The 14,450-nt window shown below is 61.7% G+C and carries 11 protein-coding genes; 4 read left to right on the top strand and 7 right to left on the bottom strand.

All coding sequences use genetic code 11. The features are described 5' to 3' along the window. The first annotated feature begins 32 nt into the window (after window positions 1-32). A complete protein-coding gene (locus ACT5M9_RS21660; RefSeq protein WP_457978963.1) occupies window positions 33-1,463 on the top strand; it encodes a 6-phospho-beta-glucosidase in 1,431 nt (476 codons plus the stop codon). Between the two features lie 84 nt (window positions 1,464-1,547). On the opposite strand, the gene purF is transcribed toward ACT5M9_RS21660, so the two are convergent. The 7 genes from purF to lrp form a co-directional block, all read right to left on the bottom strand. Then, window positions 1,548-3,068, bottom strand: a complete 1,521-nt coding sequence (gene purF / locus ACT5M9_RS21655) for an amidophosphoribosyltransferase (RefSeq protein WP_438551291.1) — start codon at window positions 3,066-3,068, stop codon at window positions 1,548-1,550. Window positions 3,069-3,086: 18 nt separating this feature from the next. Then, entirely contained in the window at window positions 3,087-3,578 is a 492-nt protein-coding gene (gene cvpA, locus ACT5M9_RS21650; protein ID WP_438551292.1) for a colicin V production protein, read from the bottom strand. A gap of 187 nt (window positions 3,579-3,765) precedes the next feature. Next, the gene (gene serS, locus ACT5M9_RS21645; protein WP_457978965.1) at window positions 3,766-5,061 is read right to left on the bottom strand and encodes a serine--tRNA ligase; all 1,296 of its coding nucleotides are present in this window, start codon (window positions 5,059-5,061) and stop codon (window positions 3,766-3,768) included. A 304-nt stretch (window positions 5,062-5,365) separates the two neighbouring features. Further along, a complete protein-coding gene (locus ACT5M9_RS21640; RefSeq protein ID WP_457978966.1) occupies window positions 5,366-6,703 on the bottom strand; it encodes a replication-associated recombination protein A in 1,338 nt (445 codons plus the stop codon). A gap of 73 nt (window positions 6,704-6,776) precedes the next feature. Continuing rightward, complete coding sequence (gene lolA, locus ACT5M9_RS21635; RefSeq protein ID WP_438551295.1) at window positions 6,777-7,385, bottom strand: outer membrane lipoprotein periplasmic chaperone LolA; 609 nt, start codon at window positions 7,383-7,385, stop codon at window positions 6,777-6,779. Window positions 7,386-7,454: 69 nt separating this feature from the next. After that, a complete protein-coding gene (locus tag ACT5M9_RS21630) occupies window positions 7,455-9,950 on the bottom strand; it encodes a DNA translocase FtsK (RefSeq protein WP_457978968.1) in 2,496 nt (831 codons plus the stop codon). 198 nt (window positions 9,951-10,148) lie between these two features. Further along, window positions 10,149-10,640, bottom strand: coding sequence for a leucine-responsive transcriptional regulator Lrp (gene lrp, locus ACT5M9_RS21625; protein WP_005300047.1), 492 nt, complete (start codon window positions 10,638-10,640; stop codon window positions 10,149-10,151). Between the two features lie 150 nt (window positions 10,641-10,790). Between lrp and ald the strand changes: the two genes are divergently transcribed. From ald to ACT5M9_RS21610, 3 genes are all read left to right on the top strand, one after another. Next, window positions 10,791-11,906, top strand: a complete 1,116-nt coding sequence (ald, locus tag ACT5M9_RS21620; protein WP_438551297.1) for an alanine dehydrogenase — start codon at window positions 10,791-10,793, stop codon at window positions 11,904-11,906. A 183-nt stretch (window positions 11,907-12,089) separates the two neighbouring features. Further along, on the top strand, window positions 12,090-13,040 hold the full coding sequence (gene trxB / locus ACT5M9_RS21615; RefSeq protein ID WP_457978970.1) for a thioredoxin-disulfide reductase: 951 nt from the start codon (window positions 12,090-12,092) through the stop codon (window positions 13,038-13,040). A 57-nt stretch (window positions 13,041-13,097) separates the two neighbouring features. Beyond that, window positions 13,098-14,339: a diguanylate cyclase gene (locus tag ACT5M9_RS21610; RefSeq protein ID WP_457978972.1), complete on the top strand. Its 1,242-nt coding sequence runs from the start codon at window positions 13,098-13,100 to the stop codon at window positions 14,337-14,339. Window positions 14,340-14,450 lie beyond the last annotated feature (111 nt).

The following is a 14,450-nucleotide window of genomic DNA, read 5'->3' as shown; positions in this document are numbered from 1 at the left end:
TTTTCATCGCCTGACATGACAAGAGGTAACAGATGTCGGTAACCAGATTTCCCCAAGACTTCCTCTGGGGCGGCGCCCTGGCCGCCAACCAGGCGGAAGGCGGCTATCGCGAGGGGGGCAAGGGGCTGACCACGGTGGACATGATCCCCCACGGCCCGAACCGCATGGCGGTCAAACTCGGCCAGGAGAAGCGCTTCACCCTGCGAGATGACGAGTATTACCCGAGCCACGACGCCATCGGTTTTTATCATCACTACCAGGACGACATCGCCCTGATGGCACAGATGGGCTTCACCGTGTTTCGCACCTCCATCGCCTGGGCCCGCCTCTATCCGAAAGGGGATGAACTAGCGCCCAACCAGGAAGGCATCGCCTTCTACCGCGCGGTATTCGAGGAGTGCCGCAAATACGGTATCGAGCCCCTGGTGACCCTGTGCCACTTCGACGTGCCCCTGCACCTGGTGGTGGAGTACGGCTCCTGGCGCAACCGCCAGATGGTGGAATTCTTCACCCGCTACGCCCGCACCTGTTTCGAGGCGTTCGATGGACTGGTGAAGTACTGGCTCACCTTCAACGAGATCAACATCATGCTGCACAGCCCCTTCTCCGGCGCCGGTCTGGTGTTTGAGGAAGGGGAAGACCAGGAGCAGGTGAAGTATCAGGCCGCCCACCACGAACTGATCGCCAGTGCGCTGGCGACCCGGATTGCCCACGAGATCAACCCCCACAACCAGGTAGGCTGCATGCTGGCGGGGGGCAACTTCTACCCCTACTCCTGCAAGCCGGAGGATGTGTGGGCCGCGCTGCAAAAAGAGCGAGAGAACCTGCTGTTTATCGACGTGCAGGCTCGCGGCGCCTACCCGAGCTACGCCGCCAGCCTGTTTCGCGACAAAGGCATTCAGATCGCTAAGGAGGCCGGGGATGACGAGATCCTCAAGCACACGGTCGATTTCGTCTCCTTCAGCTACTACGCCTCCCGCTGCGCCTCCGCCGACATGAACGCCGGCAACACCAGCGCGGCCAACGTCGTCAAGTCTCTGCGCAATCCTCATATCCAGGTGAGCGACTGGGGCTGGGGTATCGATCCCCTCGGCCTGCGTATCACCATGAACACCCTGTACGACCGCTACCAGAAGCCACTGTTCCTGGTGGAGAACGGTCTCGGAGCCATCGATGTGCCGAACGAGCGGGACGAGATAGAGGACGATTACCGCATCGCCTACCTGCGCGAGCACATCCGCGCCATGGGGGATGCCATCGGCGACGGTGTTCCCCTGATTGGCTACACCAGTTGGGGCTGCATCGATCTGGTGGCCGCCTCCACCGGCGAGATGAGCAAGCGCTACGGCTTCGTGTATGTGGACAGGGACGACGCCGGCAAGGGCAGCCTGGCCCGCACGCGCAAGAAGTCGTTCTGGTGGTACAAGAAAGTCATCGCCAGCAAGGGCGAGGATCTGGCGTAACGAGGCGCTGCGACATAACGATAAACAGAGGGGGCCTTGGCCCCCTCTTCGTTTCATCTCATTTTATCGACGGCGAGAAAACGTTTAACTGCCTTCGTTAAAAATTTCCAGGTTGCTGGTACCTTCCTGCCACTCGCGCACGGCCTTGTTGTCGTCGCTGCGCATGGCATTCAAGTGATCCAGGTAACCCTGATCCACGTCGGAGGTGACGTAGTGGCCGTTGAACACCGAGGTCTCGAAGTGGCGCAGCTCGGGGTTGATCTCCCGCACCGCCTCTTCCAGATCTTCCAGATCCTGGAAGATGAGGCCGTCGGCGCCGATGAGTTTGCACACCTCTTCCACTTCCCGGCCGTGGGCGATCAGCTCGTTGGCGGTGGGCATGTCGATGCCGTAGACGTTGGGGAAGCGGATCTCCGGGGCGGCGGAGGCGAAGTAGACCTTGGCGGCCCCCGCTTCCCGCGCCATCTGGATGATCTGCTCCGAGGTGGTGCCACGGACGATGGAGTCATCCACCAGCAATACCTTCTTGCCCTTGAACTCTGAGCCGATGGCGTTGAGTTTGCGGCGCACGGACTTCTTGCGCTGGGTCTGGCCCGGCATGATGAAGGTACGGCCTATGTAGCGGTTCTTCACGAAGCCCTGACGGTAAGGCAGGTCCAGGGTGTGGGCGATTTCCAGCGCCACGTCGCAGGAGGTCTCGGGGATGGGGATGACCACGTCGATGTCGAGATCTTCCCACTCGCGGGCGATCTTCTTGCCGAGCTTGCGGCCCATGTTGAGGCGGGCGGCGTAGACGGAGACCTTGTCGATGCAGGAGTCGGGACGAGCGAAGTAGACGTACTCGAAGATGCAGGAGCTCATCTGCGGATTGTCGGCGCACTGCTCGGAGAACAGCTGGCCCTGCTCCGTGATGTAGATGGCTTCACCCGGGGCGACGTCGCGCACCGTCTCGAAGCCGATGGCGTCGAGGGCCACGCTCTCGGAGGCGAGCATGTATTCGATCTGGCCCTGCTCGTCGGTGCGACGACCCAGGATCAGCGGACGGATGCCATTGGGATCGCGGAATCCGATGAGGCCGTGGCCGATCACCAGGGTAACCACGGCGTAGGCGCCGCGGATCTGCTGGTGGGTCTTGCGCACCGCGGAGAAGATGTCCGCCGGCGCCAACGCCATCTTGTCGCACAGATCCAGCTCGTGGGCCAGTACGTTCAGCAGCACTTCGGAATCGGAAGTGGTGTTGATGTGGCGGCGGGCCACCTTGAACTGTTGCTCCTTGAGCGCCTTGGCGTTGGTGAGGTTGCCGTTGTGGGCCAGCACCATGCCGTAGGGCGAGTTCACATAAAAGGGTTGGGCTTCAGCGGCACTGGAGCTGCCTGCGGTGGGATAACGGACATGTCCTATGCCGATATTCCCCTTCAGTCGCTGCATGTGGCGCACTTCAAACACATCCTTCACCAGGCCGTTGGCCTTGCGTTGCCGGAAGTTTCCACTGTCTATGGTCACGATCCCGGCGGCGTCCTGTCCCCTGTGCTGCAACACCGTCAAGGCGTCGTAGAGGGCCTGATTGACGGGGGTGGTGCCAACTATACCGACAATACCACACATGTCTTTGCTACCTCGAAGTCACTGTACCGGTTGAATGAAACTCGATGAGCTCTGTATGAACCCAAAAAACCACTGGATCACCGGCTTGAACTCGGGAACCAGCTTGGACGCCGCCCACCAGTCGCTCTGGGAGAGACTGGTGAAGGTATCCATGAAAAACAGCAGGGCACTGACGATCAGTACCCCGCGAATGGCGCCAAAACAGATGCCGAGCACCCGATCCGTGCCGGACAGGCCCGTCTTGTCCACCAGCATCCCCACCACGTAGTTCACCACGCTGCCGAGGATCAGGGTCGCCACGAACAGGGCGGCGATGGCCAGGCCGTTGCGCACCAGGGCGTCGGAGAAGGAGGTGAAATAGACGGCGAGATCGGGATAGAAATGGCTGGCGATGAAGAAGGCGACGAACCAGGTGACGAGGGACATGGCCTCCTTGACGAAGCCGCGCACCAGGCTGATGAGGGCGGAAAAACCGATGATGCCGATGATGGCGTAATCAATCCAGACCATAGAAACGGGTGTCCTGCGAAATTGCGGCGCAGTCTAACAAAAACGATTGCGCAATGCTTGATAAAATTGTGTTAAAGGTTCAATGCGGCGCCGATAGAGGCTGATTTTCGCCCCCAAAAACGATTGAACGACGCCCAAATGCACAACGCCATGGCACTGCCATGGCGTTGTCATTACCGCTGTCGGCTTAGCCGATATGAGTCAGGCCACCCATGTAGGACTGCAGCGCCTTGGGGATGGCGATGCGGCCGTCGGCCTGCTGATAGTTCTCCATCACGGCTACCAGGGTGCGACCCACCGCGAGGCCGGAGCCATTCAGGGTGTGCAGCAGCTGGGGCTTGCCGTCGATCCGTACCCGGCCCTGCATGCGGCGAGCCTGGAAGTCGGTACAGTTGGAGACGGACGAGATCTCGCGATAGGTGTCCTGAGCCGGCAGCCAGACTTCCAGATCGTAGGTCTTGGCGGCGCAGAAGCCCATGTCGCCGGTGGCCAGCGCCATCACGCGATACGGCAGCTCCAGCAGTTGCAGCACCTTCTCGGCGTGACCGACCATCTCCTCCAGGGCCTCCCAGGATTTCTCCGGGTGAACCAGCTGAACCATCTCGACCTTGTCGAACTGGTGCATGCGGATGAGGCCACGGGTGTCACGGCCGTAGGAGCCCGCCTCGGAGCGGAAGCAGGGGCTGTGGGCGGTCATCTTGATGGGCAGGTCCTGCTCGTCGAAGATCTCGTCGCGGGCCATGTTGGTCAGCGGCACTTCTGAGGTCGGGATCAGGGAGAACTTGCGCACATGACCCTCTTCGTCCCCTTCCCCGTTGATACCGGTGTTGAAGAGATCTTCGGAGAACTTAGGCAGCTGACCGGTACCGTACAGGCTGTCCGGGTTCACCAGGTAGGGCACGTAGCATTCGGTGTAACCGTGCTGCTGGGTGTGCAGGTCCAGCATGAACTGCGCCAGGGCGCGGTGCAGGCGGGCGATCTGCCCCTTCATCACCACGAAGCGTGCACCGGAGAGCTTGACCCCGTTCTTGAAGTCCACGCCCTTGGCCGCTTCACCGAGATCGATGTGATCGCGCACCGGGAAATCGAACGCGCGCGGGGTACCCCAGCGGCGCACTTCCACGTTGTCGTTCTCGTCGCGGCCGACCGGGGTGGTGTCGCTCGGCAGGTTCGGGATGGCGTCGGAGATGGCCTTGATGTCCGCCAGCAGGGCGTCCAGCTCGACCTTGCTGGTCTCGAGCTCTTCGTTGATCTTGGTCACTTCCGCCTTGAGCGGGGCCACATCTTCACCACGACGAGCCGCCTCACCGATGGACTTGGAGCGGGCGTTGCGCTCGGCCTGCAGCTCCTGGGTGCGGGACTGCAGATCCTTGCGTTTCTCTTCCAGAACGTTGACAGCCGCTACGTCCAGAACGTAGCCACGTGTCGCCAGACGAGCGGCAGCCTCGGCGATATCGCTGCGCAGATATTTGGGATCCAGCATGGTTTACCTACTTTTTTTAAATGGGATCTGGGCCTGGGTCATCCGCCCCGGCGAGAAAACAGATCCGGAAGTTAACATCGGTTGGCGCACCCCAGTCGTCTTTAAGAAGAAGGTTGGGTCTTTCCAGCCTTCAAAATCAAGAAGATGGCACCAGGCCAAGACAAACGGGGTCAGAGGGGCAGTGTAGCAGACCGCCCCCCCGCCCGAACAGGGACTATTGCGGTCGTTTTACCAAGTTTTGGGGAGCGGCGTGACCTGCCTCAACCGGTAGATGCGTTGTGCTGCTCAGGCACCTCCTGATTGCCTATTTGTCCCGCTGTTTGGTGCTCTGGCGATCCAGTTCACGCAGATAATCGAGCTTCTGGCCGATCTGCTTCTCCAGCCCCCGCTCCGTCGGCTGATAGTAGTGCTTGCCGGCAAGTTCCGGCGGGAAGTAGCTCTCGCCGGCCGCATAGGCGCCGGGCTCGTCGTGGGCGTAGCGGTACTCGGCGCCGTAGCCGAGCTCGCTCATCAGCTTGGTCGGGGCGTTGCGAAGGTGGGGCGGCACCTCGAAGTCCGGCAGGTTCCTGGCATCATTGAGCGCCGCCTTCCAGGCGGTGTAGACCGCATTGCTCTTGGGGGCGCAGGCGAGGTAGACGATGGCCTGGGCGATGGCTCGCTCCCCTTCCGCCGGACCGATGCGGTGGAAGCAGTCCCAGGCGGACAGCGCCACCTGCATGGCACGGGGATCCGCATTGCCCACGTCTTCCGAGGCGATGGCCAGCAGCCGGCGCGCGATATAGAGGGGATCGCAGCCCGCGCTCACCATGCGGGCGTACCAGTAGAGGGCCGCATCCGGCGCCGAGCCACGGATGGACTTGTGCACCGCCGAGATGAGGTCGTAGAAGTGGTCCCCCCCTTTGTCGAAGCGGGCCACGTGTTCCCCCACCACGGCGGCGAGCAGGGCGCTGTCGATCATCCGCTCCCCCGCTCCGTTCGCCTCGGCCATATCGGCCAGCAGTTCCAGGTAGTTGAGAGACTTGCGCCCGTCCCCGTCCACGGCTTTGGCCAGCGCTTCCTTCACCCCGGGGGCGAAGTACAGGCTGGGGTCATTGAGGCCGCGGGGATCGGTGAGCGCCTGATCGATCATGGCGAGGATGTCGGCCTCTTCCAGGCGTTTGAGCAGATAGACCCGGGCCCGGGAGAGCAGCGCGTTGTTGAGTTCGAACGAGGGGTTTTCGGTGGTGGCGCCGATGAAGGTGATGGTGCCGTCTTCGATGTGGGGCAGGAACACATCCTGCTGGCTCTTGTTGAAGCGGTGCACCTCATCCACGAAGAGGATGGTACGCACCCCGCGCCAGCTGTTCTCCTTCGCCTTGTCGATGGCGGCGCGGATCTCCTTGATGCCGGCGGTGACCGCGGAGAGGCGCTCCACCTCGGCCTGGCAGTAGTGCGCCATCAGTTCTGCGAGGGTGGTCTTGCCGGTGCCGGGGGGCCCCCACAGGATCATGGAGTGGCAGTGACCCGCCAGTATGGCCTTTCGCAGGGGCTTGTCCGCCCCCAGGATATGCTGCTGGCCGATGTACTGATCCAGGTTCTGCGGCCGCATGCGGGCCGCCAGCGGGCGAAAGTCCGACGAAAAATCCAGGGATAAGTTGCTCATCAGGGTTACTCGTCCAATGGGGAGCAGGCCGCCAAGGCGTCCAACAAAACGTCTGGCGGCCTGCTCCCGCTCATCAGCGTTGGTCGTCCAGCGCGACACCCTTGGGGATCTTGAACACGAACTCGTTGCCCTTGAGCGCCGGCTTGCGGTTGAAGTTGCTCAGGGTGAATTCGCTCCACTGCCCCTGGGCCTCTTTCACGTCGAACCGGCTGATGTTGTTGGTCCGATCGAAGGTGATGCGGAAGGAGGCGATCAGCTCGCTCGGATCGCGGCTGGTGACTGTGTAGACGTCCCCCTGCTGGGTCACGTCGTAGTTCTTCCAGAGGGCGTCATCGTTGCCGGCGATCAGCACGAAGGGGGTGTTGAGCACGGCGTCTTTCAGCTTGAGGGCGGTGACCTGCTCGACGAAGGGGTCATAGATCCAGACATCCTTGCCATCGGCCACGATCAGGCTCTCGTCCGGGGTGGTGGTGTGCCAGTTGAAGCGGTTTGGCCGCTGCACCAGCAGGTCACCGCCGGCTCGCTGCAGCTCCTTGCCCTTGCTGTCGTAGACCACCTGGGAGAATTTGGCGGAGAAGAGGCTGACGCCCGCCAGCTTCTGCTTGAGATCACCGGCCGTGTCCGCCCAGACCTGGCTGCTGGCCAGCAGCAGTACAGAACCCATCAATAATGCTTTTTTCATCGCGATTCCCGTTGAAGAGGGTCAGATAAAAGGCCATGTCCGCAGACATGGCCAGGATGATATGAAGGCTTAGTCGCGCACCGGAGGCGGTGCCAGCACGTCCCGCTGGCCGTTGCCACCGGGGGAGCTGACGATGCCCTGGTTCTCCATCTGCTCGATGAGACGGGCCGCCCGGTTGTAGCCGATCTTGAACTTGCGCTGCACGCTGGAGGTGGAGCCGCGGCGGGATTCCACCACGAAGGCCACCGCCTCGTCGAACAGGGGGTCGAGCTCCTCGTCGCCACCACCGCCGTAATCGCCACCGCCGCCCTCGCCGTCCGATTCGCCGGAGAGGATCTCGTCGATGTAGTCCGGCTCGCCGCGCAGCTTCCAGTCCGCCACCACCTTGTGTACCTCGTGGTCATCGACGAAGGCGCCATGTACCCGGGTCGGGTTGGAGGTGCCGGCCGGCATGTAGAGCATGTCCCCCATGCCGAGCAGGGATTCGGCGCCGCCCTGATCCAATATGGTGCGAGAGTCTATCTTGCTCGACACCTGGAAGGAGATCCGGGTCGGGATGTTGGCCTTGATGAGGCCGGTTATCACATCCACAGACGGACGCTGGGTCGCGAGGATGAGATGAATACCGGCGGCCCGCGCCTTCTGGGCGATACGGGCGATGAGCTCTTCCACCTTCTTGCCGACGATCATCATCATGTCGGCGAATTCGTCCACCACCACCACGATGTGGGGCAGCTTCTCGAGCTCCGGCGGCATCTGATCCATGGAGTCGCCCGGGCGCCACAGGGGATCCCGCAGGGGCTCCCCGTCGGCGGCGGCCGCCAGCACCTTGTCGTTGTAACCCTTGAGGTTGCGCACCCCGACCGCCGACATCAGCTTGTAGCGGCGTTCCATCTCGCCCACGCACCAGCGCAGGGCATTGGCGGCGTCCTTCATGTCGGTCACGACTTCGGTCAGCAGATGAGGGATCCCCTCGTAGACCGACAGCTCCAGCATCTTGGGGTCGATCATGATGAAGCGCAGATCTTCGGGAGACGACTTGTAGAGCATGGAGATGATCATGGTGTTCACCCCCACCGACTTGCCCGAGCCCGTGGTACCGGCCACCAGCAGGTGCGGCATCTTGGCGAGGTTCACCACCACGGGTTCGCCGGCGATGTCCTGGCCCAGTCCCATGGTGAGCGGGTTGTGGCTGCCGGTGAAGGCCTCGCAGTCCAGGGTCTCGCGCAGGTAGACGGTCTGGCGTACCCGGTTCGGCAGCTCGATGCCGACGAAGGTCTTGCCCGGGATGACTTCCACCACCCGCACGCTGCTGGCGGAGAGGGAACGGGCCAGGTCCCGGGAGAGGTTGGTGATCTTGCTCGCCTTCATGCCAGGGGCGAGATCCAGCTCGAAGCGGGTGATGACGGGGCCCGGATAGACGCCGACCACCTTGGCCTGAACGTTGTAATCGGCGAGCTTGGCCTCCACCAGCCGGCCCATGCGGTCCAGCTCGTCCTTGCTCATCATCTGAGTCTTGGCAGGAGGGCGGTCCAGCAGCTCCAGGCTAGGCAGGGGCGCCATGTTGGGCTGCGGGCGACGCTTGGCCTTGGGGGCCACGGCAACGGGTGCGGCGGGTTCATCCTCACCGTCCGCCCAGGGCAGGTCGAGATCATCTTCGTCCTCGCTTGCCATTATCTGCTGCGGGCGTGCTTTGACGGCGCGCTTGGCCTTGGGTGCCGGCGCCTCGTCCTCGTCGTCATCAAACTGCGGATCGAACTGGAAGGTGTCTTCGTCCAGCTCCGGCAGGTATTCGTCAGCTCTTGTCTTTTGCACCTTGCCGACCGCCTTGGGGCGACGGGTCCAACTGCTGTGAGGCTCGTCCTCGTCATCGAGATCGATGCCACTCGGGCCCCCTTCCAGCAAGGGATCCGGCCCCTCCATGCGGGGCTGACGCCAGCCACCGGTCAGCCAGCGACCGAGCGTGGTGGGGAAATGGTAGATGGCGCTGACGCTGCCGGTGCAGCTCGCACCGATGCGCTCGACTATGGTGAGCCAGGACCAGCCGGTGAACAGAGTGATGCCGGTGGCCACGAAGCAGAGCAGCATCAGGTTGGCACCAACGCCGCCAAACAGCGGCACCACGGCGGAGGCGATCACGTCCCCCACCAGGCCGCCGGCGGAGAAGTTCTGCAGATCGTTGAAATTCATGCTGGCGATGGCGGACATGCCGAGCACCGTCAATACGAAGCCGATGATGCGTACCGACAGGGTGAGGTAATCCACCTCCAGCAGCTTGCTCGGGCGCCAGAACAGGCTCCAGCCGAGCAGCACTACCAGGGGGGGAACCAGATAGGAGAAGGCACCGAAGGTGAACATGGTGATATCGGCAAGCCAGGCGCCGGCACTGCCTGCCAGGTTTTTCACATCCCCCTGCCAGGAGGTTTGGGACCAGCCGGGATCGGCGGGGTGATAGGACAACAAGGCGAGTAAAAGGTAGGCAGCCATCAGGGTGATGGCGATCAAGACGGCCTCGAAGATCCGTTGGGTACCTGACAAAGGAGTAAACAGCTTTTTATCGGCCAAACTCCGGCTCCTTTCTGAAAACATGTAATGCGGGGATAGGTGGCCTAGTATCCCTGAAAAGCCCACCGATTGTCAGCCTGTGCCTGCGGGCGGAACCCTGGTCACAACCAGGCTGATAAGAAGAAACGAGCGGACCAGCCGCTCGTTTCTGACTATCGTGACTCGTCATCGTAGTTGCAAGTCACAGCACAACCCACCTTAGCGGGTGCTGATCACCAGGCGACTGCTCTGCTTCACCTCTTCCATCACCACGTAGGTGCGGGTGTCGTTGACACCGGGCAGGCGCAGCAGCGTCTCCCCGAGCAGGCGGCGGTAAGCCGACATGTCGCTAACGCGGGTCTTGAGCAGATAGTCGAAATCGCCGGAGACCAAGTGGCACTCCTGGATCTCTTCGAGTACCTGAACAGCCTTGTTGAACTGCTCAAACACGTCGGGAGCACCACGATTGAGGGTAATTTCCACGAATACCAGCAGGGACGCGTCAAGATAATGAGGGTTCAGAATGGCGGCATATCCTTCGATATAACCTTGTCGCTCGAGGCGACGAACCCGTTCCAGACACGGTGTAGGACTCAGGCCAACTCGCTTGGACAACTCAACATTCGAGATCCTGCCGTCCTTTTGCAGTTCGTTCAAAATGTTGCGGTCAATCCTGTCCAAATCCTTCAGCCGACTCTTAGCTTCCATCATTTAATTCCATCCTTTGGCTATTTTTTGGTAAGAATCACCAGTCATTTTATAATAATGGTCACAAATCCTGTCAATACCTGAATATACTAGGCGCAAATGTTGCTTAACATGTTGGCAACATAAACCACCAATCGATAGACGAGGGATAGCATGATTATCGGTGTACCTAAGGAAATAAAAAACCATGAATATCGCGTAGGCATGGTTCCGGCCAGTGTACGTGAACTGACAGCACGAAACCATACTGTTTTCGTGCAAAGCGGGGCGGGAAGTGGCATTGGCTTCACTGACGCAGATTATCTGGCTGCCGGCGCCGAAATATTGGCCTCCGCTGCCGATGTTTTCGCCAAGGCGGAGATGATCGTCAAGGTCAAGGAGCCTCAGGCGGTCGAGCGCGCCATGCTGCGCCCGGGCCAGACCCTGTTCACCTACCTGCATCTGGCGCCAGACCTGGCTCAGACCCGGGAACTGGTGGACAGCGGCGCCGTCTGCATCGCCTACGAGACCGTCACCGATGCCCGTGGCGGCCTGCCCCTGCTGGCCCCCATGTCTGAGGTGGCCGGACGCATGTCTATTCAGGCAGGTGCCCAGGCGCTGGAAAAATCCCGCGGCGGTAGCGGCGTGCTGCTCGGCGGCGTGCCCGGTGTCGAACCGGCCAAGGTGGTGATCATCGGCGGCGGTGTGGTTGGCTCCAACGCGGCCCGCATGGCCATCGGCCTGCGCGCGGACGTCACCATACTCGACAACAACATCGACACACTGCGCCGCCTCGACAGCGAGTTCCAGGGATCGGCCAAGGTGGTCTACTCCAACCGCGAGACCCTGGAGCGCCATATACTGGCGGCGGATCTGGTCATCGGCGGCGTGCTGGTGCCCGGCGCCACTGCGCCAAAACTTGTCAGCCGTGACCACATTGCGCGCATGAAGCCCGGTTCGGCCGTGGTCGACGTGGCCATCGATCAGGGCGGCTGTGTGGAGACCTCCCACGCCACCACCCACCAGGACCCCACCTTCATTGTGGACGAGGTGGTGCACTACTGTGTGGCCAACATGCCGGGCGCCGTGGCGCGGACCTCCACCGTGGCCCTCAACAATGCCACCCTGCCCTTCATCATCCGGCTGGCGGATCAGGGTTATCGCAAGGCGCTGCTCGGCGATCCCCACCTGCTGCACGGCCTGAACGTGATGGCGGGCAAGATCACCTGCCGGGAAGTGGCCGAGGCGCACCATCTGGCCTATACAGATCCCCTGACCCTGTTGAACTGATCCCTCCCCCGCCGGGGTGAGTCGATGAGTGAAAATCCGCCCGCGATGGGCGGTTTTTTATGGCATTTTCCCTGCCCCGTCCGCCCTTCCCGAACGATTGCCACAATCGATGCGCTGACCTTTGACCCCGGATCACGAATTACCTACAATCGCGCAAACTCATCACGTCTCGGAAATCACATCATGAGCCAAGTCACTCACAGCAAATTGCTGATCCTGGGATCCGGCCCGGCAGGCTACACCGCCGCCGTCTACGCCGCCCGCGCCAACCTCAACCCCCTGCTGATCACCGGCATGCAGCAAGGTGGTCAGCTGACCACCACCACCGAAGTGGAAAACTGGCCGGGTGATGCGGAAGGGCTGACCGGCCCGGCCCTGATGGAGCGCATGCAGGCCCATGCCGAAAAATTCGATACCCGCATCCTGTTCGATCACATCAATGAGGTGGAGCTGACCCAGCGTCCGTTCCGCCTCAAGGGTGACAACGGTGAATACAGCTGCGATGCGCTCATCATCGCCACCGGCGCCTCTGCCAAATATCTAGGCTTGCCCTCGGAAGAGGCCTTCAAGGGTCGCGGCGTCTCCGCCTGCGCCACCTGTGACGGCTTCTTCTATCGCAACCAGGAAGTGGCCGTGGTCGGCGGCGGCAACACCGCCGTGGAAGAGGCACTCTATCTGGCCAACATCGCCAAGAAGGTGCACCTCATTCATCGCCGCGACGAGTTCCGCGCCGAGAAGATCCTGATCAAACGCCTGCACGACAAGGTGGCGAGCGGCAACATAGTGCTGCACACCCACCAGACCCTGGATGAAGTGCTGGGGGATGAGATGGGCGTGACCGGCGTGCGCCTGCGCAGCACCCGGGACGACAGCACCACCGAGCTGCCGCTGATGGGGGTCTTCATCGCCATCGGCCACCAGCCCAACACCCAGATCTTCGCCGGCCAGCTGGCGATGGAGAATGGCTACCTCAAGGTCCGTGGCGGTCTCGAAGGTTTCGCCACCCAGACCAGCATCGAGGGGGTCTTCGCCGCCGGTGACGTGGCCGACCACGTCTATCGCCAGGCCATCACCTCCGCCGGCACAGGGTGCATGGCGGCGCTGGATGCGGAGCGATATCTAGACGCGCAATAAGCACAAGGATATAAAGGGCATGCCAACAGGCATGCCCTTTTCTTTTTAAGGAGCCGGATGAAGCGAAAAATATTGATAGTCGAAGACAGCCTGACAATCCGCCGGATGTTGATCCAGGCCATCGCCCAGCAGACCGGGCTGGAGGTTGATGCCTTCGATACCCTGGCGGGGGCCCGTCATTGTCAGGGGGAAGAGTATGTGGTGGCGCTGGTGGATCTCACCCTGCCTGACGCCCCGAGCGGAGAGGCGGTCAGCGTCCTGCTGGCGCAGGGCCTGCCGGTGGTGATCCTCACCGCCGATATCAGCGAGGAGAAGCGGGAAGCCTGGCTGGAGGCCGGGGTGCTGGATTATGTGATGAAGGATTCACGTCACTCCCTCCAATACGCCGTCAGCCTGGTGCATCGCCTCTACCTCAATCAGGCCATCGAGGTACTGGTGGTGGATGACTCCCTCACCTCCCGCCATCGCACCATGGCCCAGCTGCGCAAACAACTGCTGCTGGTCCATGAGGCCAATTGCGCCCGCGATGCCCTGACCCTGCTGGAGCAGCATCCGGCCATTCGGCTGGTGCTGGTGGACTACTACATGCCGGAGATCGACGGCATCAGTCTGGTGCGCATGCTGCGCGAGCGCTACAGCAAGCAGCAGCTCGCCATCATAGGGATCTCGGTGTCGGACAAGCGCGGCCTCTCGGCGCGCTACCTCAAGCAGGGGGCGAACGACTTTCTCAACCAGCCGTTCGAGCCCGAGGAACTGCAGTGCCGGGTCAGCCACAACCTGGAAGCCCTCGAGCAGTTCAACAGCATTCAGGAATCCGCCAACCGCGACTACCTGACCGGGCTCTACAACCGGCGTTACTGGTTCAACGAGGGTCAGAAGTGGTTCGAGGAGCATCAACAGCAGCAGACACAGCTCTCCCTCTGTGTGCTCGATGTGGATCACTTCAAGCAGGTCAACGATCACTGGGGCCATGCCATCGGCGATCAACTGCTCTGCCATTTGACCCGGTTGCTCGCCCAGTTCTTCCCCGACGCCATGATCGCCCGCTTCGGTGGCGAGGAGTTCGCCCTGATGGTGCCCCATTGCACCGTGCCTGTCCTGATCAAACGGCTGGAGGGTCTACGCCAGCAGATGCGCCAGCAGCCCCTCTCCCGGGAGACACCGCTCTTTGTACGCGCCAGCTTTGGCGTCATCAACGTCGGGCGGCTCTCCATGGATGAAGCACTGTCCGAAGCGGACCGCCAGCTCTATCTGGCGAAGAACACAGGTCGCGACAAGATAGTGTGTCAGGAAGCCTGAGCACCTCGCCAAGGCACTCCGTGTAGTACCGCCCGGCCCGCCCTCTTGCGGCAGCGCCGGGTAAACCTCCCCTCTTCCTTTGTCTCTTTATCTCTATGCCTTGCCGCCCGT

The organism is Aeromonas sp. AE23HZ002T15, assembly GCF_054165525.2.
Note: the sequence above shows the minus strand (reverse complement) of the source record. Positions and strands in the feature narration are given on the sequence as shown.